The organism is Burkholderia anthinoferrum (assembly GCF_002925705.1).
Taxonomy (GTDB): Bacteria; Pseudomonadota; Gammaproteobacteria; order Burkholderiales; family Burkholderiaceae; genus Burkholderia; species Burkholderia semiarida.
In genome coordinates this window covers 134,956-160,568 of record NZ_LFZP01000001.1, presented here as the reverse complement: position 1 = coordinate 160,568, position 25,613 = coordinate 134,956, and the positions used below count along the sequence as shown (strand labels likewise).

The 25,613-nt window shown below is 65.8% G+C and carries 17 protein-coding genes, 1 tRNA gene, 1 pseudogene and 2 riboswitches; of the genes and pseudogenes, 17 read left to right on the top strand and 2 right to left on the bottom strand.

The annotated features are described in order from the left end of the window. The first annotated feature begins 7 nt into the window (after positions 1-7). The 8 genes and pseudogenes from C5F75_RS00755 (at position 8) to C5F75_RS00720 (ending at position 11,151) form a co-directional block, all read left to right on the top strand. The gene (locus C5F75_RS00755) at positions 8-655 is read left to right on the top strand and encodes a class I SAM-dependent methyltransferase (protein WP_059580634.1); all 648 of its coding nucleotides are present in this window, start codon (positions 8-10) and stop codon (positions 653-655) included. Between the two features lie 58 nt (positions 656-713). Then, positions 714-1,871, top strand: coding sequence for a dTDP-4-amino-4,6-dideoxygalactose transaminase (rffA, locus tag C5F75_RS00750; RefSeq protein ID WP_059580631.1), 1,158 nt, complete (start codon positions 714-716; stop codon positions 1,869-1,871). Between the two features lie 2 nt (positions 1,872-1,873). Then, positions 1,874-5,242 carry a glycosyltransferase family protein gene (locus C5F75_RS00745; RefSeq protein ID WP_059580629.1) on the top strand — a complete coding sequence of 1,123 codons (3,369 nt, stop codon included), beginning with the start codon at positions 1,874-1,876 and terminating at the stop codon, positions 5,240-5,242. 903 nt (positions 5,243-6,145) lie between these two features. Continuing rightward, positions 6,146-8,236: a hypothetical protein gene (locus C5F75_RS36110; RefSeq protein ID WP_146075156.1), complete on the top strand. Its 2,091-nt coding sequence runs from the start codon at positions 6,146-6,148 to the stop codon at positions 8,234-8,236. Between the two features lie 121 nt (positions 8,237-8,357). Further along, complete coding sequence (locus C5F75_RS00740; RefSeq protein ID WP_181035343.1) at positions 8,358-8,897, top strand: DNA adenine methylase; 540 nt, start codon at positions 8,358-8,360, stop codon at positions 8,895-8,897. A 74-nt stretch (positions 8,898-8,971) separates the two neighbouring features. Beyond that, positions 8,972-9,655: pseudogene (locus tag C5F75_RS00735) on the top strand (ORC-CDC6 family AAA ATPase); the annotation flags it as partial. A gap of 1 nt (position 9,656) precedes the next feature. Further along, on the top strand, positions 9,657-10,598 hold the full coding sequence (locus C5F75_RS00730) for a hypothetical protein (protein WP_059580619.1): 942 nt from the start codon (positions 9,657-9,659) through the stop codon (positions 10,596-10,598). 205 nt (positions 10,599-10,803) lie between these two features. Then, a complete protein-coding gene (locus C5F75_RS00720) occupies positions 10,804-11,151 on the top strand; it encodes a hypothetical protein (RefSeq protein ID WP_226094247.1) in 348 nt (115 codons plus the stop codon). An 89-nt stretch (positions 11,152-11,240) separates the two neighbouring features. Here C5F75_RS00720 and C5F75_RS00715 read toward each other — a convergent pair. After that, positions 11,241-11,316 (bottom strand) — tRNA-Arg (locus C5F75_RS00715). Positions 11,317-11,567: 251 nt separating this feature from the next. Between C5F75_RS00715 and C5F75_RS00710 the strand changes: the two genes are divergently transcribed. After that, positions 11,568-12,455 carry a c-type cytochrome gene (locus C5F75_RS00710; protein ID WP_059580617.1) on the top strand — a complete coding sequence of 296 codons (888 nt, stop codon included), beginning with the start codon at positions 11,568-11,570 and terminating at the stop codon, positions 12,453-12,455. A 111-nt stretch (positions 12,456-12,566) separates the two neighbouring features. Here C5F75_RS00710 and C5F75_RS00705 read toward each other — a convergent pair whose 3' ends face one another. Beyond that, positions 12,567-14,654, bottom strand: a complete 2,088-nt coding sequence (locus C5F75_RS00705) for a UvrD-helicase domain-containing protein (RefSeq protein ID WP_059580615.1) — start codon at positions 14,652-14,654, stop codon at positions 12,567-12,569. A gap of 312 nt (positions 14,655-14,966) precedes the next feature. Here C5F75_RS00705 and C5F75_RS00700 point away from each other — a divergent pair, with 312 nt between their 5' ends. The 8 genes from C5F75_RS00700 (at position 14,967) to C5F75_RS00665 (ending at position 25,571) form a co-directional block, all read left to right on the top strand. Then, complete coding sequence (locus tag C5F75_RS00700) at positions 14,967-15,674, top strand: SGNH/GDSL hydrolase family protein (RefSeq protein WP_059580613.1); 708 nt, start codon at positions 14,967-14,969, stop codon at positions 15,672-15,674. Between the two features lie 473 nt (positions 15,675-16,147). After that, positions 16,148-17,200, top strand: a complete 1,053-nt coding sequence (locus C5F75_RS00695; protein ID WP_059580610.1) for an oxidoreductase — start codon at positions 16,148-16,150, stop codon at positions 17,198-17,200. 209 nt (positions 17,201-17,409) lie between these two features. Continuing rightward, positions 17,410-17,775, top strand: coding sequence for a hypothetical protein (locus C5F75_RS00690; RefSeq protein ID WP_027811833.1), 366 nt, complete (start codon positions 17,410-17,412; stop codon positions 17,773-17,775). Between the two features lie 114 nt (positions 17,776-17,889). Next, positions 17,890-17,991: riboswitch (glycine riboswitch) on the top strand. 34 nt (positions 17,992-18,025) lie between these two features. Then, a riboswitch (glycine riboswitch) is annotated at positions 18,026-18,159 on the top strand. 83 nt (positions 18,160-18,242) lie between these two features. Further along, positions 18,243-19,361 carry a glycine cleavage system aminomethyltransferase GcvT gene (gene gcvT, locus C5F75_RS00685; protein ID WP_059580608.1) on the top strand — a complete coding sequence of 373 codons (1,119 nt, stop codon included), beginning with the start codon at positions 18,243-18,245 and terminating at the stop codon, positions 19,359-19,361. A 127-nt stretch (positions 19,362-19,488) separates the two neighbouring features. Beyond that, positions 19,489-19,869 carry a glycine cleavage system protein GcvH gene (gcvH, locus tag C5F75_RS00680; RefSeq protein ID WP_059580605.1) on the top strand — a complete coding sequence of 127 codons (381 nt, stop codon included), beginning with the start codon at positions 19,489-19,491 and terminating at the stop codon, positions 19,867-19,869. Between the two features lie 58 nt (positions 19,870-19,927). After that, positions 19,928-22,855 carry an aminomethyl-transferring glycine dehydrogenase gene (gcvP, locus tag C5F75_RS00675; protein WP_059580603.1) on the top strand — a complete coding sequence of 976 codons (2,928 nt, stop codon included), beginning with the start codon at positions 19,928-19,930 and terminating at the stop codon, positions 22,853-22,855. 154 nt (positions 22,856-23,009) lie between these two features. Further along, positions 23,010-24,152, top strand: a complete 1,143-nt coding sequence (locus C5F75_RS00670; protein WP_059580711.1) for an alginate lyase family protein — start codon at positions 23,010-23,012, stop codon at positions 24,150-24,152. 30 nt (positions 24,153-24,182) lie between these two features. Further along, entirely contained in the window at positions 24,183-25,571 is a 1,389-nt protein-coding gene (locus C5F75_RS00665; RefSeq protein WP_059580598.1) for an L-serine ammonia-lyase, read from the top strand. The last annotated feature ends 42 nt before the right edge of the window (positions 25,572-25,613 follow it).

The following is a 25,613-nucleotide window of genomic DNA, read 5'->3' as shown; positions in this document are numbered from 1 at the left end:
GATGTCCATGAGCGAATCCCGGCATGCGAGCCTGCTGGAAGAAGTGGCCGCGTACTACAGCGCGCGGCTGGCGGAGCACGGCGCGACCGCGCGCGGCGTCGACTGGAACGGCGAATCCGGCCAGTTCCTGCGCTTCGAACAACTGACCAGAATCCTGCCCGCGTCCGGCGGACACTCGGTGAACGATATCGGCTGCGGCTACGGCGCGCTGGTCGATTTCCTGAAGGCGCGCGCGCTGCCGGACGGCTTCGCGTATGCCGGCTACGACATCTCGTCCGACATGGTCGACGCCGCGCGGCAGCGCTACCGCGACGACGCGAACGTCACGTTTCATGTCGGCGCGGTGCCGCAGGCCGCGTCGGACTACGGGATCGCATCCGGCATCTTCAACGTCAGGCGCGGTCACGGCGACGACGCGTGGCTCGACTACATCCACGCGACGCTCGACACGCTGCACGCGACGAGCCGGCTGGGCTTCGCGTTCAACTGCCTGACGTCGTATTCCGATCCGCCGTTCATGCGCCCGGACCTCCTGTACTACGCGGACCCGTGCGCGCTGTTCGATCGCTGCAAGCGCCGCTATTCGCGCCACGTCGCGCTGCTGCACGACTACGGCCTGTACGAATTCACGATTCTCGTCCGCAAGGACATCTGAGCGGTGCCGCGCGCAAGCTGCGCGGCCGAACGTCCCACCCTTACCGCGGAGCCTGACCATGTTCGGCCCACCCAATCTCGACAGCATTCCGTTCGGCCGCCCGTTCGTGGTCGGCAAGGAGCTCTACTACATCGCGAAAGCGGTCGAGCAGGGCGGCCTCGCCGGCGACCAGGCGTTCACGAAGCTCTGCCACCGCTGGCTGGAAGCGCGCATCGGCTGCCAGCGCGCGCTGCTCACGCACTCGTGCACGGCCGCGCTCGAGATGGCCGCGATCCTCGCCGACGTGCAGCCCGGCGACGAAGTGATCATGCCGTCCTACACGTTCGTGTCGACCGCCAACGCGTTCGTGCTGCGCGGCGCGACGCCGGTGTTCGTCGACATTCGCCGCGACACGCTGAACCTTGACGAGACGCAGATCGCCGCCGCGATCACCAAGCGCACGCGCGCGATCGTGCCGGTGCACTACGCGGGCGTCGCATGCGACATGGACGTGATCGGGCAGCTCGCGGCGGACCATGACCTGTGGGTGATCGAGGACGCCGCTCAGGCGCTGCAGTCGACGTGGAACGGCAAGCCGCTCGGCGGCCTCGGCCACCTCGCGTGCCTCAGCTTCCACGAGACCAAGAACGTGATTTCGGGCGAAGGCGGCGCGCTGCTGGTCAACGACCCGCGCCTCGTCGAGCGCGCGGAGATCATCCGCGAGAAGGGCACCAACCGTAGTCAGTTCTTCCGCGGGCAGGTGGACAAGTACACCTGGGTCGACGTCGGCTCGTCGTTCCTGCCGGGCGAGCTGATCGCGGCGTTCCTGTACGCGCAGTTCGAGCACGCGGACGTGATCACCGCGCAGCGGCGCACGACCGTGCAGCGCTACCAGGACGCGCTGCAGCCGCTGCACGCGGACGGGCTGATCGAGCTGCCCGCGATTTCGCTCGCCGAGCGCGGCAACGGCCACATGTTCTATTTCCTCGCACGCGACCTCGCCGAACGCACCGCGCTGCTGCAGCAGATCCGCGCGGTGGGCGTGAACGCCGTGTTCCACTACGTGCCGCTGCACAGTTCGCCGGCCGGCCAGCGCTACGGGCGCTGCGGGTCCGGCATGGCGGTGACGGACCTCGTCGCCGACCGGCTCGTCCGGCTGCCGCTGTACCACGACATGACCGAAGCCGAACAGGATCGCATCCTCGACGTGGTCTTCGATTTCTACCGCACCCGATAACGATGACGATTCCCCAATCTGGCCTGGCGCACGGCGGTTCGCGCATCTTTACGCGACTCGACCACCCGTACTACATACTCGCGCCGAATTTCCGGCAAACCTCCGGCGGGATCCGCGCGATGCACTACCTGTGCCACGTGCTGAACCTGCTCGGCCACGAAGCGTACGTCTGCACGCCGGTCGTGCATCCCGACCTGCGCACGCCGCCGCTGACCAACGACATCGTACAGGCGCACGCCCGCGCGAATCGCAGCCCGATCGTCGTCTACCCGGACGTCGTCACCGGCAATCCGTTCAACGCGCGCTGCGTCGTGCGCTACCTGCTGGCCGAGCCCGGCCGCATCAACGGCGAACCGATCGCCCTGCAGCCGGACGACCTCATCTTCACGTTCGGGCCGTCGCTGGTGCCCGAAGAATGGAACGCGGACCTGCTGCGCATGCCGCTGGTCGACACGCGCATCTTCAACAGCGACGGTGTCGACGACGCCCGCCGCAACGGCACGGCCGTCTTCATCAATCGCCACCTGCGGCGCGGCGGCACGCTGCATCCGGTCACCGCCGAGTCGATCGAAATCTCGACCCGCGTGCCGGAACGTTCGGCGCACGAACTCGCGGCGCTGTTCCGACAGGTCGAGTGCTTGTACACGTACGAATGGTCCACCGCCGTGTTCGAAGCGCTGCTGTGCGGCTGCCCGGTCGTGTGCATCATGAATGACGCGTCGCTGTCGGAGCCGACCCGGTGGGTGATGGACGGCAAGGGCATCGCGTGGGGGCTCGACGAACACGAGATCGCCCATGCGAAGGCCACGGTTCACGAAGCGCGCAGCGTCTACCTGAAGGAAGAGGAGACGTTCTGGCAGCAGTTGCAGAACTTCGTCGAGCGAACCCAGGCCCACGCGGACAAGCTCGATGCGCGGGCCGTCGCGCCGGGCGCCGCCGCCCGGGAACAGGCCGCGTCCGCGCCGCGCTCGTGCATCGCGGTCGTCACCGCGGAACCGGCCGACCACGCGCGCGCCAGCCTGCGCTTCGCGCAGCCGTTCGCGCGGCTGGACCGCGAATGGGCACTGACGTTCCCTGTCACGCCAGCCGGCATCGATCCCGACGCGCTGCAGCGCGCGGACCTGATCGTGCTGCAGGGCGACACGCCGGGCCTGCTGTCCGCCGCCACGCTGGAACACCTGTTCTCGCTCGGCAAGCCGGTCGTCCTCGAGATCGACGCGCCGCTCGACACGCTGCTCGCCGACATCCCCGGCGCGGCCGACAACGCGCGCCGCAAGGCGGGCATCCGCAGCGCCGTGCAGCGCGCGCATGCGCTCGTCGTGCCGTCGGAAACGCTGGTGCGGGAATACCGTCACGTCAACGCATCGGTCCACGTGCTGCCGACCGGCGTCGATCTCGAGCGTCTGCACCGCGCGGCGCCCGGCGCGCGTGACCACGTGAACCTCGCGGTTTCCGGCACCGGTCTCGACGGCGTGCGTCTCGAGCAGGTCCGCCTGGCGCTGGCCGAGCTACGCCGCCGATTTCCGGGGAAGCTCCGGGTGTCGTTCGTCGGCGCGGCGCTGCCGGCCGGCTGGGACGGTGAACCGGACGTCACGCTGATCGCGGAGCCTGCCCCTTACGACAGCTACGCCGACGCGCTGAAGCGCGCGGACCTCGACATCGCGCTGGTCGCGGCGCCGGTCACGTTGCGCGACGATGCGCCGCCGCGCGCATGGCTCGAATGTTCGGCGGCCGGCGCGGCCACGGTGCTCGTCGCCACGCCGGCCGAAGGCTGCCCGGTTGTCCACGGCCGCACAGGCTGGCTCGTCGCCGACACCGCCGACGCGTGGGTCGACGCGATCGCGCACCTGATCGAGCATCCGCACACCCGCTCGCAACTCGCCGCGGCCGCGCAGGATGCAATCCGCGCGCAGCACGACATCGGCCGCAACGCCGCGCGCCACGGTGCGCTGTATGCGCGGCTGCTGGCGGAGAACCGCACGCTGGCGCCCGTCGCCGCGACCGCGGACGCCGCACCGCGCCGCAAGCGCCTGATCGTGTATTCGATCGATCCGGACGCATGCGCGTCGTCGCGAATTCGCCTCACGCTGCCGTTCGGTCTGCTGAGCGACGAATGGGAACTCGTCCCGGGCATCCGGGACGGCCAGATCGACAGCAGCGTGCTGGCCACGGCCGACGCCGTCCTGCTGCATCGGCTGACGCCCGGCCTGCTGACGGGCAACGACCTGTACACGATCTTCAAGCATGAAAAGCCGGTGATCTACGAGACCGACGACCTGCTAACCGACCTGCCGGCCGCGCATCCGCTCGCCGCGCAAGGCGGGATGGCCCGCGCGGGGATCGAGCTCATGCTGCGCAACGCAGACGCCGTGATCGTATCCACGCCGTTCATCGCCAGCCGCTACCGGCTGTCGCACCCGCGCGTTCACGTGCTGCCCGACAGCGTGGACTTCGACCGGTTCTACCGCCCCGTGACGGCGCGCGACGACGACTGCGTGACGATCGGCGTCGCCGGTGCGTCGCTGCGCGCCGACAACTTCGCGCTCGTCGACGCGGCGCTGCACGCGATCTGCGCACGCCATCCCGGCAAGGTCAGGGTGAGTTTCGTCGGCGCGGACGTCCCGCCGGGCTGGGCTGGCCACCCGGCCGCCGGGTGCGAGCCCGAGCTTCACGACTACGACGCGCACGCACGACGCCTGCGGGAACGGTGCTGGGACATCGCGCTGCTGCCGCTCGCCGACCATGACTACAACGCCTGCACGAGCACGATCCAGTGGCAGGAATACGCGGCGGCCGGCATCGCGTCGATCGTCAGCGACCGGCCAGCCTATCGCTTCGCGCTGCACGACGGCTGCGACGGCCTGCTGGTCCCGGATGCGCCGCAGGCCTGGGTCGACGCGCTCGACCGGCTGATCGCGAATCCGGCGCTGCGCCGCGGGCTCGCGCGCACGGCGCAGGCGAAGGTCCGCAAGCATCACGCGCTGCAGCAGGCGCTGCCGCGCTATCGCCATGTGTATCAGCAGTGCATCGACAAAGGCGCGGTCGGCCACCCGCCCGCCCGGCCGGATGCGCCGATCGCCGGCGCGCTGATTCTGGACGCCGAAGGCGACCTCGACAAGGTCCGGCTGAGCCTGCAGGAAATCGCAAGGCGGCCGGAACAGGATCTGCTGGCGGTCGTGCTGACGACGTCGCAGGCGCCGCTTCCCGAATGGACCGACAAGGTGCGCTATCTGCACGCGCCCGCGCACGAGTACACGGCCACCGTCGAGCACCTCTGCGCACTGCCGGCGTTCGACTGGACGCTGATCGTCGAGGCGGGCGACGGACGTGCTGCGCAGGCACGAACGCCCGCCGATGCCGCGATCGCGTAGTCCGGCGCGCGCCGTGCCGCTTGCGCGATGCTGGCGGCCCGGCGCGCTGCCCCGGCAGTGCGCCCTGTGCTCAGTTGCTCGAACAGCCGCCGCAACTGCTCGAGCTGCATGAGCTCGACGAACTGCAAGAACTCGAACTGCTGTCCCCGGCGGCCAGAGCCAGCCTTTGCGCTGCAACGCCACGGCACAGTCCGCTTCGCGCCACGCGAGACGCTGACGAAACGCGTGGCAGCTCGTCTCCCCGCCGGGTTTCGAAAGGACCGGTTTGAGCTTTCGTTACAAGCAAGCCGGCGTCTTCTTTGATGCGAGTTCGTTGCCTTGCAGGTGTCGATGCACGTAGCGGGGCGGGCGGCCGTAAGAGCGAAGGCCGCCGGGGACTACCACGGGAAAACTGTCCAGATACGGACTGATATCGACGGGAAAGCAACCAATTCATGTCGAAAACGACACTAATTGATTATCCGCAGGGAGTGTGCAGTTATTCAATTCCTGTCGCTCGCAGACAGGCAATTCTTGGCGCGGAAAGACCGAAAATCCCCTGTCCAGCCCACGCCCACGCCTGCCATCCCAGCTATTCGTGTCGTGCGTGTCTACGGGCGCTTAATCGTTGCATGGTCGAGACCCAAATTCAGCCGAGGGTGCTGGAGTGTGTTGACACGACGCTCCGACCGGGAACCGAGCCTCTCCTCCGAACGCAGCCCGAGCCGTTGCGCGCAGTCGTATGCAGGGACTACGCCCGGCGTTTCAGGGGCTCGCTCTACAATCTGACGACCAACCGATGATTCATCTTTACGATTCACGCATTGAAAAAATCGAGAATGCTCGATATATGGCACTTGCCTACACGCCAAACATATGCTCATATATAAATAAAATCCAACTCAATTACAGAGCAGACTATCTATGCGCTTCGTTTCAATGTTACGCGTTCAGCAGGGTCAACCACGACTCGTCCCTGACCCATTGGAACCGCGGTTCGACCTCTCCGTATTTCTTGCAGCCTTTGAGGCAAATCATGATGGGTCTGCGGAGGACTTTCAAGCACGTAGATTCGGAGAGCTCATTGCGTGGCGGGCAAAACGTCTCTTTGACACACTTGATGACGTAGAGAAAAGGTGTCGGCGTTTTAGCTATGATGAGGTAGCAACAGCGGTGGCAATCTTTACGCATAGGCAGCAACTTACGTTGTCTACGGAATATGCAGACGCACTATCCAATGTCACTGAAATTACTCGCGATGCCTTATTCACGCTGCGAACCGCCACTGACCACTGCGGAAACTCCTATACCCCGCCAGAAATATTAGAGGCCACAATTGACAGCGTTCGACATGTTCTCCGTCACACGCATGACAGAAAAGGGTTTGGCGGAACTGGTGACAACCCAGAATCCGCAAGCATTGATGCCGTGTTACCGGTAGTTATCAGACTTGGTTACTTGTTCGAATCTCTCCGAAATCTATGGCATTCCGTTCTGTGGGGCAGCGCTCACGCCTATGTAGGGCCCAACCCGCCACACAACTATGCCATTGATAAAACAGCCTCTGCTTTGGAACTAATGGCATGCGTCGATTTGCAGAGAAGACAGGTTGTAATCGCACGCGACGTAGACGAATTCACTGATTTTGACCTTCATCATCAGCTGGGTAGACGCCAAATTCTCGCACTAAATCGAATAGGTTCAGAAGAATCGCGCCTAGTAGCCACCACAATCGATGCATTGCCTGAGGAGCAACGGCAAGTTGCGTTGGAGCTTGCAATTTTACAGGCCACACAAATCAACCTTCACGTTAAATTCTTTTTGGAAAAATCCCATCCATCATTGAAAGAACTTACTTACCAAAAAGTTCTTGACGCTTGGTATTGCATCGCACTTTTGACGACTGACGATTTTATTTACTTCAAAAGGGCATCTGAGGAAAATCGGTTGAATGATAGCCTCCCCCTTACAATTCTACCAGCCGAACAACTTTATCAAGCCTTATCTAGGGTTATAGATGTCCAACCTCAAGAGGCAAAAGCGATTGTCAACTTCCTAACATACAAGGGCGGGCGTCAGACTATCTGGACCCGGCCGCTTCTCGAAATCGGCGCCGGCCTGATACCGCTTTGGCAACCGCTTCAAAACGGCCACCTCATGAGACTTGTGGCAGATTGGGGGACGTCTGACACGGAAAGTGGTGTCAGGTTTTCCGACAAGGGGCACAAATACGAGGATGTCGTACACCTTGCGCTAGATGCACTGGCCCGTTTCGGACACCCAGCCATAGGGCGTCCGGCGATGCACTACATACCGCTTGGACCACGGCTACCCGTTCCCGAGAAGGCGGCAGACGGAAATGAGGTCGGTGATGTCGACGCCGCAATTATTTCTGGCACAACTCTTTTCATTCTCGAATGTCTAGCAATCGGATATCCAGCCGAGCCCTATGAGTTTTGGTCTGCTCACGAAGCACTTCAGGACAAGATACATCAAGTTATGAGAAAGAGAGAACATCTCGTTTCGAATCCCAGCGTTATCGCGTCATGGCTTAGGCGGATACAAGCGACAGAAACTCCCCCCAAGATTGAAAGAGTCGTGGCTCTTGTGGTGTCAAATTCATTTCTTCTAGAGGGGGAACGTACCGAAGAGCCTTACTTCGTGCACGCGGATACACTGTTCAATATTTTGCTATCTGGCAGCAGTATCTTTGGAGGGGGATTTGACGCGGAAGGAAGGGAGATAGAATTTCATGTGGACTTTCGCAGCGAGGGGGTACCCGATGCGGATGCCATCATCATGGCAGTGAAGAACCCGCCCAAGCGAGAATCGTACGGAGCTTGCGTCAAGCCGTTGGATATGGAAATCCCTCCATTTGACGAAACTGATTCGGCAGGCCGAGTACGCAGTCCGGTCGTCGAGATGCCTAGCAATACTCGAGAAATCGAAGCCCTCATCAAGCGTTGCAGTTTCGCTCAGCACACCAGGCGAGTAGTGAAGCCTGTGAAAGTGTAGTGCCCCTCACTTGACCCGGCTCAGCACGCTCGATGGGACCTTAAGCTACCTGCGGTAGACTTACGGCAATCCACACGCCCGGCACGATTTTCGTGTCGCAATCGGCGCGTCGAAAATGGGCATGCTGTACGTCTTGCTGGCGCCCACAACGCGTGCACGACCTCTGCTTGCCCTTTGTGTGTCAGTCGAAAGAGTCCCGCTTGCCACGCTGCGCGGTGGGCAGAGTCCAGACGGGATTGCCCCATACGCCCTGCACGCTTATCGCACAGGTCCGCTCCCCAGTGTAGAGGAGCTTCGCCAGTTCTCCGCGCGCCTGCAGAACGCGGAGCTGTACTGTGGAGATTTCGCCCAGGCGGTCCGGGGCACGACCGAGAACGATTTCATCTACCTCGACCCTCCGTACTACTATGGCAGCGTTCGCAACCGTGGCGAATACGGCTGGAACGCCTTTTCAGACGATGATGTCGAGCGACTGATTGACGAGGTCCGTTCGGCGGACGAGCGTGGCGTCCGGATTTTGATTTCCTACAACCAGGCGCACACGCTACGCAAGGCCCTCCCGGGCTGGCACCTGACATACGCGCCGGTACGCCGGAGCATCGCGGGGTTCTCGAAAGGTCGGAAGTCCGTACGCGAGTACCAGCTCCGCAACTACGAGTAGGTGTGGACGGATGAGCCAGCAACCTATCACGTTTGCGGTCTTGAGCGAGCCTTTGGGCGAGCAAGAGAGACAGCGTTCTTCGTAAGGCTGCACCTGTCGCGGCAGTTCGTGACTTTTTCTTGCACGAGTCCAAAAAGGGCGAGGTAGCTGCGCGTCAACGAAAGACGCTCGAGCTTTATGCTGGGGCCGACTCGATTTTCGCCATTACGGAGGGCAATCCTCGGTGGTTCATCAGTCTTGTTTCACCACTTATCAACTTTCTTGTCGAAAGTGGTGAGCGAAGAGTTCCTGGGTCCGAACAGGCGAAGGAAATTGACGCCGCGGCCGACAGGATGATTGCGCTTCTAAAGACGATTCCTGTAGAGCACACTGGCGCTCAAGGTGACGAATTGCCGCTGGACGCGCTTTTAGAGGAAATCGGCTCCCGGTTGCATGCCGAGCTTGTCGAGCAGCACTTCAGCATTGACCCAGCACAAAGTTTCATGGTGGACGAAAACGTCTCCGAGAGAACTCAGGCCCTATTGGCTTCTGCGGTAAATCGCGGGGCGGTCATGCTCGTCGATGAGTCATCTTCGAAAGCGATTGTCGGCGAGATGCTCAACGCGAACTTGCGATTGAGTTTTCTGCTCGCGGCAAAATATGGGTTGCTCCTTCGCAAAGGAAAAACTGTTCGCCTCTCGAACCTCCTACCGCGTCGTGAGCGCCAGCCTGAGAGGCAGGGGAACGGGCAAACCCAACTCTCATTTGATATGGATTGAAATGCTCACACTGACTTCGATTCGAAATGTTGAGAGCAAACCTTCGGACGACATCGACGTATTTATCGCCGCATGTGGCTACGAAGGTCGTGCCCGGGCAGCCGCCCGGGAATTTCACGAAACTGCGAAGAAGAGACTAGCCATTGGCTTCGTGTCGCAGCGTGAACTCGAATATGAGACAAACAAAGCATGGTTCGAGAGCGCAGGCTTTGATTTGATTGAGGTCGATGACGACGCATTTCGAGAAACGCTCGACCAGTATCTACGCCATCAAGCACGGGACGGCGGCATACGAAAGGTGGAAGTCGATATCTCGTGCTTCAATCGCTTCCGCTTGGCCCATCTAGTTGATGCACTGCGCGCCCTATCCAGTACCGAGGTGACCGTCACATTTCGGTATTCCATCGCTGAATTTACGCCGCCGGTGGAAGACACTGCGCCTACCGTCACAGTGGAACCCGTCATTCCACAGTTTGCTGGCTGGACAACCCGGCCGGACCGGCCGCCGGCTGCCATCGTGGGCCTTGGCTACGAGCCGAACAAGGCTATTGGAATTGTGGACCATCTGGAAATCAACAACGCCACGTGGGCCTACTATCCGCTCGGGCCAATTCCTGAGTATTACCAGCAAGTCCTAGCGGCAAACCAGTCCTTGCTCGACATCATTCAGGCTGACGGGCGGTGTCAGCCGTATGACCTAAACGAACCTGCTCAACTATTCCACGAGATGAACTCGCTCGTCGATATGTTGAAGCCACACTTCAATGCGGTGCTGATTCCATTCGGCCCGAAGCTTTTTGCCTTGGTCACGCTCCTGGTCGCCAGCTTGAATGATGATGTTGGGGTCTGGAGGGTAAGCAGCGGTTCGTTGGAGGCTCCGGTTAATCGCAAGCCGTCGGGACACATTGTGTCTGTCTCTGTAATTTTTCGCGCAGCACACTGAAAGCAATAACAAATTCGTCAGTGGATTGAGTGGCCGGCGTGCCTCTTCACCGCGCCGGCGACAAGAAGCTCATGCTCTGCGTTCAAGCTCCCCGAGCGCGGGTTGGGAGCGATATGCGCCTGACCGGTCCGGAGCGAACACTTCCGGCATGCGCTCGCCTTGTCGCACCATAGAGCCTGGAACGTGATGCCCTTGCGCTTTCCAGATGCCGACCAAATTTCTGCGTTCGCTCTCGCCCACGCTGAACCAGCAACTCGTGCATGCCGGGCAGGAGCGTGTGCGCCGCACCGCAAGGGAATTGGAAGATTTAAAGTTCGACGAGTTTCGGAAATCGTTCGACGCTATTGTCGCGAAACAGGAAAAGCCCGTGAGACGGCGAATACAGCAGGATGTTTTCGAAAGGACCGGTTTGAGCTTCCGGTACAAGCAAGCCGGCATCTTCCTTGAGCGAGTGCGTTGCCTTGCAGGCGTCGATGCAAGCAGCGAAGCGGGCGGCCGTAAGAGCGGAGGCCGTCGCAGACGACGACAGGAAAATCGTCCAGCTATGGACTGATATCTATGGCAAAACAACCAATTCGTGTCGAAAACGACATTAATTGGTTAACTCCACAGGAAGGAAACCGCTGAGAGCCTGACTAGACTTGGCGCGCCCGGCTGGGATCGAACCAGCAACCCCTGCCTTCGGAGGGCAGTACTCTATCCATTGAGCTACGGGCGCGTGAGACAGTGAAACGACCCCATATACAGGCCGTCCACGATTGGCAAGATGGCAAGGATACCCGGTTTCCCATGACGCGTCCACCTTGCCCGACGAATCGGCGTCAGAGCGCGATCCGTGCGGGTAAACACGCGCCATCGCGCCGCTCGCCGTGATGTAAACGTTCCGTCTATAATCGTCCGTGCTTCATTGGACTGCCATTTTGCCGTTGCACCGCGCTCACAATTCCTATTCACGGAGACGAGGCAAGCATGAGCGAAGCACCCCACGAATCTCCCGTCAAAACCCCCGGGCAGTTGATTGCCGTCATCATCGCGTCGTTCGCGATTCCGATCGTCCTGATCGTCCTGTTCGCCAATTACGCGAACCATGCATTCCGTTCCGGCGCCGGCACGGACGCGCTATCCGACGAGCAGGTCGCCGCCCGTATCGCGCCGATCGCGAAGGTCGACGTGAAGGACGCCAACGCACCCCGCACGTACAAGACCGGCGAGGAAGTCTACAAGGCCGTCTGCGTGACCTGTCACGGCACCGGCGCCGCCGGCGCGCCGAAATTCGGCAACAAGGACGACTGGGCGCCGCGCATCTCGCAAGGCTTCGACACGCTGCTGAAGACGGCCCTCGCGGGCAAGGGCGCGATGCCGCCGCGCGGCGGCACGAGCCCCGACGACGTCAGCGACTATGAAATCGCCCGCGCGATCGTCTACATGGCGAACAACGACGGCGCGAACTTCCCCGAACCGGCCGCGCCGGCCGCCAACGCGGCGCAACCCGCCAGCGGCGCACCCGCGTCGGGCGCCGACGCATCGAACGCGCAGGCCGCCGCGGCCATGGCCGCGATCGCCGCGATCCCGAAGGCCGGCGAAAAGCCCGCGGCCGCGCCGACCAGCGCCGACGCCGCATCGGCCGGCAAAGCGCTGTATACGCAGGTGTGCCAGGCTTGCCACGCGGCCGGCGTGCTCGGCGCGCCGAAGTTCGGCAGCAAGGAAGACTGGGCGCCGCGCCTGAAGGAATCGATGGATACGGTCTACAACTACGCGCTGCACGGCAAGGGCGCGATGCCGCCGAAGGGCGGGTCGAACGCGTCGGATGCCGACGTGAAGGCGGCCGTCGACTACATGGTCAACGCGTCGAAGTAACGCCTCACCCGGCCATCCGTAAAAGACCCCCGCGGCGCCTGCGCATCGCGGGGGTTTCGTTTTCGGGTTGCCGGTTCGCCGCGCCCTCGTGCGCGCGGCAGCGCCGCCACGTCACTTCTGCAACAACGCCTTCAGGCTGGCGAGCCGATCCTTCGGCGACATCGGCGCCTCTTCCGGCGTCGGCGGCGGCGCTTCGTCGAGCCCCATCTCGGGAATGAAGCGCGACGGTTCGCACACGACCGTCTCGCGCGCCCGCTTGCGCTTCTTGCACCAGTTCAGGTGCAGGCTGCGCTGCGCGCGGGTGATCGCGACATACATCAGCCGGCGCTCCTCCTCGATCCGCTCGTTGTCGATCGGGCCGTCGTCGTCGCTGCCGCCGCGGTGCGGCATGATGCCTTCCTCGACGCCGACCAGGAACACGTGCGGATACTCGAGCCCCTTCGACGCATGGACGGTCGACAGCCGCACGGCGTCCGGGTCCTCGTCCTTGCCCTCGAGCATCGACATCAGCGCGACGGTCTGGATCAGGCCGAGCAGGTTCTTGCCCGTATCGGCGAGCCCGTCCGCGTTGTGGAAACCTTCGGCCTCGCCGTCGACGGCCTCCGTCTCCGGCTTGGTGCCCTTGCGCTTCAGCCATTCGAGGAATTCGAGCACGTTCTGCCACTTCGACTGCGCCTGCCGCTCGTCGAACGCGTCGTACAGGTACGCCTCGTAGTGGATCGCCTCCATCATGTCGTCGAGCACGACGGTCGCCGGCTCCTTGTCCGCGCGTTCGGTCAGGCGCTGGATGAAGTCGCAGAACATCCGCAGCGGCTCGACCTGGCGCGCCGACAGCCGCGCCTCGATCCCGCCCATGTACACGGCCTCGAACAGCGACACCTTCGCCTGCCCCGCGAACGAGCCGAGCGCCTCGAGCGTCGTGTTGCCGATGCCGCGGCGCGGCGTCGTGACGGCACGGATGAACGCGGGATCGTCGTCGGCGTTCGCGATCAGGCGCAGGTACGCGCACAGATCCTTGATCTCGGCCTTGTCGAAGAACGACTGCCCGCCCGACAGCACGTACGGGATGCGCTCGCGCCGCAGCACCTGTTCGAAGATGCGCGCCTGGAAGTTGCCGCGGTACAGGATCGCGTAGTCGCGGAACTGCGCGCGCCGCTCGAACTTGTGCGCGGACAGCCGGAACACGACCGATTCGGCCTCGTGTTCCTCGTCGTTGCACGCCGTGACGGTGATCGAATCGCCCATTCCGTGCTCGGACCACAGCTTCTTCTCGAACAGCTTCGGGTTGTTCGCGATCACGTTGTTCGCGGCGGTCAGGATCCGCACCGTCGACCGGTAGTTCTGCTCGAGCTTGATCACGTGCAGCTTCGGGAAATCCTTGCCGAGCTGCGCGAGGTTCTCCAGCGTCGCGCCGCGCCAGCCGTAGATCGCCTGATCGTCGTCGCCGACCGCCGTGAACGCGGCGCGCGGGCCCGCGAGCAGCTTCAGCAGCTCGTACTGGCACGCGTTGGTGTCCTGGTATTCGTCGATCAGCAGGTAGCGCAGCTTGTTCTGCCAGCGGTCGCGCACCTGCTCGTTCTTCGCGAACAATTCGGCCGGCAGGCGGATCAGGTCGTCGAAGTCGACCGCCTGGTACGCGTGCAGCGTCGCCACGTAGTTGCGGTAGACCAGCGCGGCCTGATGCTCGTCCTCGTTGGCCGCGATCGCCATCGCCTCGTCGGGCATGATCAGGCCGTTCTTCCACAGCGAGATGATGCTCTGGATCTTGCGGATCAGCCCCTTGTCGGTCGTGCCCAGTTGCTCCTGGATCATCCCGAAGCAGTCGTCCGAATCCATGATCGAGAACTGCGGCTTCAGGCCGACGTGCTCGGCCTCCTGGCGCAGGATCTGCACGCCGAGCGAGTGGAACGTGCAGACGGTGAGCTGGTTGACGGGCACCTTGCGGCCTTCCTTGCCCGGCGTGGTGAGCGTCTTGCCTTCCAGCAGCTTCGACACGCGCTCGCGCATTTCGGCGGCCGCCTTGTTCGTGAACGTGACGGCGGCGATGTGGCGCGGCTCGAAGCCTTTCGCCTCGATCAGGTGCGCGATCTTCTGCGTGATCACGCGGGTCTTGCCGCTGCCCGCGCCGGCGAGCACGAGACAGGGACCGTCGAGATAGCGCACCGCTTCGTTCTGAGCGGGATTGAGGCCTGCTGACATGATGGCGGATGGTGTTGCGGGTTGACGGCGGAACGCCGGGAGGATGCCGTGCGCGGCAGGCTGGCGAAGCAGGCGGACACGCAGGCAGGACGCGCATGTTAACACGTCGGCGGCGCGTATTTCGGGCGCACCGCCGGACGGGGGCGCGCGGGCTCGCCGGGCGGGCGCCCCCTGTCCGTTCGGCGTGGTCGTGGCTGGCCGCTCGGCCAATCGGGCCCTGTCGGCGCCGTGATCGGACACAATAGGCCCTTCTCCCGCGCCACCTCGCGCCGCGCCGCTTCGACTCACTTGAACCCTCACCGGATCGACCTCATGGGATACCCGTTCGCCACCGCCGCCCTCGGCCCGCTGCTGTTCGCACAGGGGCGCTACGTGCGCCGCGTCACGCCGCGGCTGCCCGAGGCGGCCGGCCCGCGCAGCGGCGTGGCGGGCGACGGCCCGCCGCTGCGCGTGCTGGTGGTCGGCGATTCGGCCGCTGCGGGCGTCGGCGTCGCGACGCAGCACGATGCGCTCGCCGGGCAACTGGCGAACGCGCTGGCGGCCACGCACCGCGTGAGCTGGAAACTGCTCGCGCGCACCGGCCTGACCACGCGGGAGCTGGTCGACTGGCTCGCCACCGAACCGGCCGAGCCGTTCCACGTGGCGGTCACGTCGCTCGGCGTCAACGACGTGACGGGCGGCGTGCCGCCCGCACGCTGGGTCGCGCAGCAGGCCGAGCTGGTCCAGCTGCTCGGCACGCGCTTCCAGGTCGGGCACGCGATCCTGTCGGCGGTGCCGCCGATGGAGCGCTTCCCGGCGCTGCCGCAGCCGCTCGCGTGGTATCTCGGGCGGCGCGCGCGGCGGCTCAACGCGGCGCTCGCGGCTTGGGCCGGCGCGCAGCCGCACTGCACGTTCCTGCGGGTCGACCTGCCGCTCGAACGCCATCTGATGGCCGCCGACGGCTTCCATCCCGGCGCATCCGCGTGCGCGGTGTGGGCCGCGCAGGTCGCGGCCGCCATGCGCCAACGGGTGGGCGGATGATGTGGCACGCGATGAGGCCGCTGGCGGCTCGGAGCGCCGAGCAGCGCCGCGCCGAGCCCGAGCCCGAGCCCGAGCCCGAGCCCGGGTCCGGGTCCGGGTCCGCGTCCGGGTCCGCGTCCGCGTCCGAGCCGAGCCGAGCCCGGAGCCCGGAGCCCGGAGCCCGGAGCCCGGAGCCCGGAGCCCGGAGCCTGGAGCCTGGAGCCTGGAGCCTGGAGCCTGGAGCCCGGAGCCCGGAGCTGGAAGCTGGAAGCTGGGAGCTGGAGGCGGGCAGTCGAGAGCCGGACCCGGTCAACCGTACCGCACTGCGCCCCGTCCCGCGCAAAATGCCGGCATTCCTTGCGCAAGCGCCGCTCCGCCTCGCGCGTTTCGCCCGACACGTCTGTGCAAGCGACGCCGCCATGCCAAAATAGCCGGTCGTCTTCGCGCCGCTCCGGCGCGCCATCCTTTAGTTTCCTTCGCAGCCAGGAATTGCCATGTCGTCATTGCTCAGGATTGGTTTGATGGGTTTCGGTTTCGCCGGCGCGACGTTTCACGCGCCCGTGATCGCCACGAGCGGCCGCACTGAAGTCGCGGCGATCGCGACGGGTCAGCCCGATCGCGCGCACGCCGCGTATCCGGGCGCGCGCATCGTCCCCGACCTCGACGCGCTGCTCGGCCTCGACGACATCGAATGCGTGGTGATCGCCACGCCGAACGACACCCACTTCACGCTCGCGCGCCAGGTGCTAGAAGCCGGCCGCCACGTGGTCGTCGACAAGCCCGTGACGCTCACCGCCGACGAGGCGCTCGCGCTCGCGCGGCTCGCTAACGCGCGCAGCCGGCTGTTCGCGCCGTTCCACAACCGCCGCTGGGACGGCGATTTCCTCACCGTGCGCCGCATCGTCGAATCGGGCGAACTCGGCCGCCTCACCTACTTTGCATCGCACTTCGACCGCTTCCGGCCGACGCCACGCACGCGCTGGCGCGAGGAACCGGCCCGCGGCGGCGGCCTGCTGCTCGACCTCGGCCCGCACCTGATCGACCAGGCGCTCGCGCTGTTCGGCACGCCGGAAACGGTGAGCGCCACCGTCAAGACGCGCCGCGACAACGGCACGGCGCCCGATTTCGTGCACCTGCTGCTCGGCTATCCGGACAAGGACGTCGCGCTGCATGCGAGCGCGCTGTCGGCGATCGAGCCCGCGCGCTTCACGCTGCACGGCACGCGCGGCAGCTACCAGAAATTCGGGCTCGACACGCAGGAAGACCAGCTCAAGGCCGGCCTCACCGCGGACGACGTCGAATTCGGCGGCGGCAATCCGCCCGGCCTGCTGCGCGTGCTCGACGGCGAGGTCGAGGTCGAGCGTCCGGTGCCGACGCTCGACGGCCAGTACGCGGAGTTCTACCGCGCGCTCGCCGCGTCGATCCGCGACGGCGCACCCTTCCCCGTCACCGCGCAGGACGCGGTCGACGTGATGACGATCATCGAGCTCGCCGCGCAGAGCGAACACGACGGCCGCCGGCTGCCGTTCGTGCGCCGCATCGTCTGACGGGCGCCGGCCGGGGCGGCACCGGCCCGGCCGCCCATCGCGCCACGCCGCCACGCGCCGGCGGCGGCGCTGCCGTCTGCCGCCGCCCCGCCCCGTCGGCACGGCCGGAACATTCCGTTACAAATGGTGCGGGAACGAAAGTCAGCGGTCGTCCGGTCTGACGCGTTTCTCAAAAAGTCGATTCGACACCTATCCGTCAGGAGAATGTGATGCAACGGTTGATTCGCGCAGCGGCATGCTGCGTCCTGGTTTCCTCGCTCGCGGCGTGTATCGTGCAGCCGCAGCGGCCGGCCCGGCAGGCGCCGCCGCCGCCGCGACCGAATCCGCAGGTCGTCGCGAACGACCGCATGCAGGAGGTCCAGGGCCGGATCGATAACCTGCATCGCCGCATCGACGCGCGCGTGAACGGCGGCTACTACCCGCCGCCTTACGGCGCGCAGCTTCACCACCGCCTCGACGTGATCCGCCAGGAAGCCAACGACATGTCGGCCCAGCACAACGGCGGCCTGTCCGGCGACGAGCAGCGCGTGCTGAACCAGGAACTCGACACGGCCGCGCGCGCGATCGGCGAATAACGCGCCGGCGCCTGCCGGAGCAAAGAAAAGCGGCGGCGCCCGTTGCCGCCGCTTGTCGCGAAGCGACATTCTTTTGCTCAAATTGACAACGCCCACCCGCTCGCGTACAGTCGCCCGCACGCGTCGGGAGAGCGTGTGACCGGGTGTTCCGACACCGGTTGCGCCGCCGAAGGGGCACACCCGCAAACTCTCAGGCAAAAGGACCGACCGCGTCGGGGAATCGCGTCCGCGCACTGCGCGGGCCATACGCTCCCCGCACTCTGGAGAGCGGCAGTAGCCCGCAGCGCATCGGCTGCGCGGGCAAGCTGCCCACCGAAGGGGCGCGCGTTCGCCGGGCTTGGCCCGCAGCGCAATCTCTCAGGTATCGAGGACAGAGGGGCATGTACCGGATCGCTCGAGGCCATCGGCCGCGGCGGTCGGCACATGGCCGTTCTGATCCGCGCGCAAGCGCCTTGCCTGAGGCCTCGATGACTGCACTGAATCACACCCCGCTCAACGCCGCGCACCGCGCGCTCAACGCCCGCATGGTCGACTTCGGCGGCTGGGACATGCCCGTCAACTACGGCTCGCAGATCGAAGAACACGCGGCCGTGCGCACCGACGCCGGCATGTTCGACGTGTCGCACATGTGCGTCGTCGATTTCACCGGCAGCCGCGTGCGCGCGTTCTTCGAGCATGCGATCGCGAACAACGTCGGCAAGCTCAAGACGCCCGGCAAGGCGCTCTACTCGTGCCTGCTCAACCCGCAGGGCGGCGTCATCGACGATCTGATCGTCTATTATTTCACCGAAGAATTCTTCCGCGTGGTCGTCAACGCCGGCACCGCCGAGAAGGACATCGCGTGGTTCAACCAGCTGAACGAGCAAGGCGGCTACGGCCTGACGATCGCGCCGCGCCGCGATTTCGCGATCATCGCCGTCCAGGGTCCGAACGCCCGTGAAAAGGTCTGGGCGACGGTGCCCGCCGCCCGCGCGGCCACCAGCGAGCTCAAGCCGTTCAACGCCGCGCAGGTTGCCGGCACGCCGTTCGGCGATCTCACCGTCGCGCGCACCGGCTACACCGGCGAGGACGGCTTCGAGGTGATCGTCCCGGCCGTGCACGTCGAAGCGCTGTGGCATGCGCTGCAGCAAAACGGCGTGCGCCCGTGCGGGCTCGGCGCGCGCGACACGCTGCGCCTCGAGGCCGGCATGAACCTGTACGGCCAGGACATGGACGACACCGTGTCCCCGCTCGACGCGGGCCTCGCGTGGACGGTCGACCTCACCGCGCCGCGCGACTTCGTCGGCCGCGCCGCACTCGAAGCCAACGGCACGCGCGCCGCGTTCGTCGGCCTGATCCTGCAGAAGGAAAACGGCAAGGCGGGCGGCGTGCTGCGCGCGCACCAGAAGGTCGTCACGTCGCATGGCGAAGGCGAGATCACGAGCGGCACGTTCTCGCCTTCGATGCAGGAATCGATCGCGTTCGCGCGCGTGCCGGCAGCCGTCCAGATCGGCGACACCGTCCAGGTGCAAATTCGAGACAAGCATCTTCCCGCACGCGTGGTAAAACTGCCGTTCGTGCGCAACGGCAAGGTCCTCGCTGCGTAACGACCGAGAAGCGGCCCGGCAGGCCGCCTCCCGGCAAGCCGGGAGATGGCGCCCGGCGCAACCCCATCCGGCGCACCATGGCGGCGCGCCAGCAGAACGAACAAACCCTTTTATCCAGGAGCATCCGATGAGCAACGTCCCGGCCGATCTGAAGTACACCGACGAACACGAGTGGATCCGCACCGAGGCGGACGGCACGCTGACGGTCGGCATCACCGATCACGCGCAGAGCACGCTCGGCGACATCGTCTTCCTCGAGCTGCCCGAAGTCGGCAAGTCGGTGAGCGCGGGCGACGCCGTCGGCGTCGTCGAATCGGTGAAGGCGGCATCCGACATCTACTCGCCGGTGTCCGGCGAGATCGTCGCCATCAACGAAGCCGCCACCGATGCGCCCGAAGAAGTGAACGGCGACGCGTACGGCGTGTGGCTCTTCAAGATCAAGCTCGCGGCCGGCGCATCGACCGACAAGCTGATCGACGCCGACGCCTACAGCAAGCTGATCGACTAATTTCCCTACCCGAACCGCGCGGCGCCGGCCTCGGCGCGCGCGGGACCAGAGTCACGCCATGAAGCTCGAACACCCGGACCGTCTGATGAACCGCACGCCCCTCTCGCTCGCCGCGCTCGAAACGCATGACGCGTTCGCCGAACGCCACATCGGCCCCGATGCCGCCAGCCAGCAGGCCATGCTCGACACGCTCGGCTTCGCGTCGCGCGCCGCGCTGATCGACGCCGTGATCCCGGCATCGATCCGCCGCGCCGACACGCTGCCGCTCGGCCCGTTCGCGCAGCCCAAGAGCGAGGCCGAAGCGCTCGCCGCGCTGCGTGCGCTCGCGGACAAGAACCAGGTGTTCCGCTCGTATATCGGCCAGGGCTACCACGACACGCACACGCCGGCCGTGATCCTGCGCAACGTGCTCGAAAACCCGGCGTGGTACACGGCCTACACGCCGTACCAGCCCGAAATTTCCCAGGGCCGCCTCGAGGCGCTCCTGAACTTCCAGCAGATGGTGGCCGATCTCACCGGCCTCGCGATCTCGAACGCATCGCTGCTCGACGAAGCCACCGCCGCGGCCGAAGCGATGACGCTGCTGCAGCGCACCGGCAAGCCGAAGTCGAACGTGTTCTACGTCGCCGACGACGTGCTGCCGCAAACGCTCGAAGTGATCCGCACGCGCGCGCTGCCGATCGGCATCGAGGTCAAGACGGGCCCGGCCGCCGACGCCGCGAACGCGAACGCGTTCGGCGTGCTGCTGCAGTACCCGGGCGTGAACGGCGACGTGCGCGACTACCGCGCGCTCACCGAAGCGATCCACGCGGCCGGCGGCCACGTGGTCGTCGCGGCCGACCTGCTCGCGCTGACCGTGCTGACGCCGCCCGGCGAATGGGGCGCGGACGTCGCGATCGGCAACACGCAGCGCTTCGGCGTGCCGATGGGCTTCGGCGGCCCGCACGCCGCTTACATGGCCGTACGCGACGAATTCAAGCGGCAGATGCCGGGCCGCCTCGTCGGCGTGACGGTCGACGCGCAGGGCAAGCCCGCGCTGCGCCTCGCGCTGCAGACGCGCGAACAGCACATCCGCCGCGAGAAGGCGACGTCGAACGTGTGTACCGCGCAGGCGCTGCTCGCGATCATGGCGAGCATGTACGCGGTCTACCACGGCCCGCACGGCCTGAAGACGATCGCGCTGCGCGTGAACCGCATCGCGGCGCTGCTCGCCGCCGGCGTGAAGCAGCTCGGCTTCGCGACCGTCAACGACACGTTCTTCGACACGCTGACGATCGACACCGGCACGCGCACCGCGCAGATCCACGAATTCGCGAAAGCCAAGCGCATCAACCTGCGCCGCGTGAGCGACACGCAAGTCGGCGTGTCGGTCGACGAAACGACGACGCGCGACGACCTCGCCGATCTTCTCGACGTGTTCGCGCAGGCCGCGGGCGGCACGGCACCGGCCGTCGATGCGCTGGACGCGGGCCTCGCCGGCGTCGCCGCGCTGCCGGCCGGCCTCGAGCGCACGAGCGCGTACCTGACGCACCCGGTGTTCAACCGCCACCATTCCGAAACCGAAATGCTGCGCTACCTGCGCAGCCTGTCGGACAAGGATCTCGCGCTCGACCGCTCGATGATCCCGCTCGGCTCGTGCACGATGAAGCTGAACGCGACGTCGGAAATGCTGCCCGTCACGTGGCCCGAGTTCGGCGGCATCCATCCGTTCGCGCCGGCCGAGCAGACCGTCGGCTACCGCGAGATGATCGACCAGCTCGAACAGATGCTCGTCGCGGCCACCGGCTACGCGGCCGTGTCGCTGCAACCGAACGCGGGCTCGCAGGGCGAGTACGCGGGCCTGCTGATCATCCACGCGTACCACGCGTCGCGCGGCGAAGGCCATCGCGACGTGTGCCTGATCCCGGCGTCCGCGCACGGCACGAACCCGGCGTCCGCGCACATGGCCGGCATGAAGGTCGTGGTCGTCGCGTGCGACGCGCAGGGCAACGTCGACATCGACGACCTGAAGGCGAAGGCCGAGCAGCATTCGGCGAACCTCGCGGCGATCATGATCACGTATCCGTCGACGCACGGCGTGTTCGAGCAGAACGTGCGCGAGATCTGCGAGATCGTCCACGCGCACGGCGGCCAGGTGTACGTCGACGGCGCGAACATGAACGCGATGGTCGGCCTGACCGCGCCCGGCCAGTTCGGCGGCGACGTGTCGCACCTGAACCTGCACAAGACCTTCTGCATCCCGCACGGCGGCGGCGGCCCGGGCGTCGGCCCGGTGGCGGTCGGCACGCACCTCGCGAAGTTCCTGCCGAACCAGCGCTCGACCGGCTACGCCCGCGCGGAAGACGGCATCGGCGCGGTGTCGGCCGCGCCGTACGGCTCGGCGTCGATCCTGCCGATCTCGTGGATGTACATCGCGATGATGGGCGCGAAGAACCTGACCGCCGCGACCGAAACCGCGATCCTCAACGCGAACTACATCGCGAAGCGCCTCGCGCCGCATTACCCGGTGCTGTATTCGGGCCCGGGCGGGCTGGTCGCGCACGAGTGCATTCTCGACCTGCGTCCGATCAAGGAAACGAGCGGCATCACCGTCGACGACGTCGCGAAGCGCCTGATGGACTACGGCTTCCACGCGCCGACGATGAGCTTCCCGGTGCCGGGCACGCTGATGGTCGAGCCGACCGAATCCGAATCGCAGGAAGAACTCGACCGCTTCATCGCCGCGATGATCGCGATCCGCGAGGAAATCCGCGCGGTCGAGGAAGGCCGCGCCGATCGCGAGGACAACCCGCTGCGTCACGCGCCGCACACGGCGGCCGTCGTCACCGCGAACGAATGGCCGCACGCGTACTCGCGCGAGCAGGCCGCGTACCCGGTCGCGTCGCTCGGCACGAACAAGTACTGGCCGCCGGTCGGCCGCGCGGACAACGCCTATGGCGACCGCAACCTGTTCTGCTCGTGCGTGCCGATGTCGGACTACGCATAACGCACGTCTCGCACCGGAGCGTCCGACCGTGACCACCCCGCACGCAGCCACCGGTTGCGTGCGGTTTTTACGTTCGCCGCCCGGCCAACCGTTTCACGCTTGCGCGCCAATCCGGCTAACATCACACGCGATCCAGCCAATGAAGGAGTTCCGCATGGTGCGTCCGATGTTTCCGGGCCATGGCGCAACCGCGCGGCGGCCGCGCGTGCGCGCAGGCCGCTACGTGCCGATGCTCGTCGCATCGTTGTCGCTGGCCGCCGCCGGCCTCGGCGTGTCCGGCAGTGCGCGCGCGGCAATGAATTTCTGCGCGGCGCCCGCACTGCAGGCAAGCGAGACGACGCAGGCCGAGCCGGGCGTGCAGGCGCTGATCCGCAGCGTCGACGCACGCATCGGCGAGCAGCCGAAGGCGATGGCGCGCGTGCATACCGAGGGCACGCTGCCGCATGAAGGCATCCACGACCAGAGTGAAGCCGCGCTCAAGGACATGGACCTGATGCGCGATGCGGCGCTCGCGTGGCGCGTGACGAACGCGCCGCGCTATCTGCAGCTCGTCGACCGCTTCCTGTCCGCGTGGGTCTCGACCTACCAGCCGAGCTTCAACCCGATCGACGAGACGCGCTTCGACAGCCTGATCGTCGCGTACGACATGACCGCGAGCGCGCTGCCGGTGAAAACGCGCAACGCGACGGCCGCGTTCATCGCGAAGCTCGGCGCCGGCTACGTCGCGCAGGTCGACGCGCAGAAACGCCCGCTCACCGGCATCTGGCGCAACAACTGGCAGAGCCACCGGATCAAGCTGATCGCGTTGTCCGCGTTCACGCTCGGCGACCGCAAGATGATGAACGCCGCACAGCGGCTGTTCGTCGAGCATCTCGCCGACAACATCGGCCCGGACGGCAAGACCTGGGATTTCGAGGAACGCGATGCGCTGCATTACGCGGTCTACGATCTGCAGCCGCTGGTGACGGCCGCGCTCGCCGCGCGCCGCTTCAACCGCAACTGGCTGCGCGAGCGCGGCGCGAACGGCGCGACGCTCGCGGCCGCGCTCGACTGGCTCGTGCCGTACGCGCTCGGCGAGAAAACCCACGAGGAATTCGTGAATTCGCCGGTGCCGTTCGACGCGAAGCGCCGCGAGGCCGGCTTGCCGGGTTATACGGGGCAGTGGGACCCGAAAAACGCCACCGAACTCTTTCATCTGGCCGTGCGGCTCGACGGGCGCTATGCCCGCGTCGCGCAGCAGCTTTCCCCAACGCCGCCCGCATGGCTCGCCGCGTGCCTGCCATTGCAGGCGCGCTAGCACCATTCTCACAGCAAGGCAGGTATCGAAATGGCAGTCAGCGTGTTTGACCTCTTCAAGATCGGCATCGGTCCGTCCAGTTCGCATACGGTCGGGCCGATGCGCGCCGCGCTGATGTTCGTCCAGGGCCTCGAGCGCGACGGGCTGCTCGACGCGACGGCTCACGTGAAGGTCGAGCTGTACGGCTCGCTCGGCGCCACCGGCAAGGGCCACGGCACCGACCGCGGCGTGATGCTCGGCTTGCTCGGCGACGCGCCCGACACCGTCGATCCCGACACGATCGACGCGCGGCTCGAAGAAGTCCGCAAGACGAAGCAACTCGCGCTGCTCGGCACGCACCCGGTGCCGTTCGTGCTGAAGGAGCACATCGCGTTCTACCGCCAGGCGCTGCCCGAACATCCGAACGGGATGAAGCTGCGCGCGAGCGATGCGAACGGCGCGGTACTGGTCGAGCGCACGTACCTGTCGGTCGGCGGCGGCTTCGTCGTGACGGCCGGCGCGCCGAACACGAAGGTGCTGAGCGCGGCCGAGCAGATGACGCACCCGTTCCGCACCGGCGCGGAGCTGCTCGCGCTGACCGCGTCGACCGGCAAGTCGATCGCGCAACTGATGTGGGAAAACGAGCGCGCGTGGCACACCGAGGAAGAAACGCGCGACGGGCTGCTGAAGATCTGGGCCGTGATGCAGTCGTGCGTGTCGCGCGGGTGCGGGATCGGCAACCCGGACGCCGACGGCAACCTGCCCGGCCCGTTCCAGGTCAAGCGCCGCGCGCCGCAGTTGTACCGCACGCTGACCGGCAGCCCCGAGCGCGCGCTGCAGGATCCGCTGTCGATGATCGACTGGATCAACCTGTACGCGATCGCGGTCAACGAGGAAAACGCGGCCGGCGGCCGCGTCGTCACCGCGCCGACCAACGGCGCGGCCGGCATCATCCCGGCCGTGCTCCACTACTACACGCGCTTCACGCCCGGCGCGAACGAACAGGGCGTGATCGACTTCCTGCTGACGGCCGCCGCGATCGGCATCCTGTACAAGCTCAACGCATCGATCTCGGGCGCGGAAGTCGGCTGCCAGGGTGAAGTGGGCGTTGCGTGCTCGATGGCGGCCGGCGCGCTCGCGGCCGTGCTCGGCGGCACGCCCCAGCAGGTCGAGAACGCGGCCGAGATCGGGATGGAGCACAACCTCGGCCTGACCTGCGACCCGGTCGGCGGGATGGTGCAGATCCCGTGCATCGAGCGCAACGCGATGGCGTCGGTCAAGGCCGTCAACGCGGCGCGCATGGCGCTGCGCGGCGACGGCTCGCACTACGTGTCGCTCGACTCGGTGATCAAGACGATGCGCGAGACGGGCGCCGACATGAAGACCAAGTACAAGGAAACGTCGCGCGGCGGGCTGGCGGTGAATATCGTCGAGTGCTGATGCGGGACCCGGCGGCAATGCGAGGCCCGTCGGCCGACGTAT

Coding starts and splice junctions, on each gene's coding strand:
- rffA (WP_059580631.1), top strand. CDS start 714: ATGTTCGGCCCACCCAATCTCGACAGCATTCCGTTCGGCCGCCCGTTC.
- C5F75_RS00690 (WP_027811833.1), top strand. CDS start 17,410: ATGCAACGGTTGATTCGCGCAGCGGCATGCTGCGTCCTGGTTTCCTCG.
- C5F75_RS00730 (WP_059580619.1), top strand. CDS start 9,657: ATGCTCACACTGACTTCGATTCGAAATGTTGAGAGCAAACCTTCGGAC.
- gcvP (WP_059580603.1), top strand. CDS start 19,928: ATGAAGCTCGAACACCCGGACCGTCTGATGAACCGCACGCCCCTCTCG.
- C5F75_RS00710 (WP_059580617.1), top strand. CDS start 11,568: ATGAGCGAAGCACCCCACGAATCTCCCGTCAAAACCCCCGGGCAGTTG.
- C5F75_RS00755 (WP_059580634.1), top strand. CDS start 8: ATGAGCGAATCCCGGCATGCGAGCCTGCTGGAAGAAGTGGCCGCGTAC.
- C5F75_RS00705 (WP_059580615.1), bottom strand. CDS start 14,654: ATGTCAGCAGGCCTCAATCCCGCTCAGAACGAAGCGGTGCGCTATCTC.
- gcvT (WP_059580608.1), top strand. CDS start 18,243: ATGACTGCACTGAATCACACCCCGCTCAACGCCGCGCACCGCGCGCTC.
- C5F75_RS00700 (WP_059580613.1), top strand. CDS start 14,967: ATGGGATACCCGTTCGCCACCGCCGCCCTCGGCCCGCTGCTGTTCGCA.
- C5F75_RS00720 (WP_226094247.1), top strand. CDS start 10,804: ATGCCGACCAAATTTCTGCGTTCGCTCTCGCCCACGCTGAACCAGCAA.
- C5F75_RS00745 (WP_059580629.1), top strand. CDS start 1,874: ATGACGATTCCCCAATCTGGCCTGGCGCACGGCGGTTCGCGCATCTTT.
- C5F75_RS00695 (WP_059580610.1), top strand. CDS start 16,148: ATGTCGTCATTGCTCAGGATTGGTTTGATGGGTTTCGGTTTCGCCGGC.
- gcvH (WP_059580605.1), top strand. CDS start 19,489: ATGAGCAACGTCCCGGCCGATCTGAAGTACACCGACGAACACGAGTGG.
- C5F75_RS00740 (WP_181035343.1), top strand. CDS start 8,358: ATGCTGTACGTCTTGCTGGCGCCCACAACGCGTGCACGACCTCTGCTT.
- C5F75_RS36110 (WP_146075156.1), top strand. CDS start 6,146: ATGCGCTTCGTTTCAATGTTACGCGTTCAGCAGGGTCAACCACGACTC.
- C5F75_RS00665 (WP_059580598.1), top strand. CDS start 24,183: ATGGCAGTCAGCGTGTTTGACCTCTTCAAGATCGGCATCGGTCCGTCC.
- C5F75_RS00670 (WP_059580711.1), top strand. CDS start 23,010: ATGGTGCGTCCGATGTTTCCGGGCCATGGCGCAACCGCGCGGCGGCCG.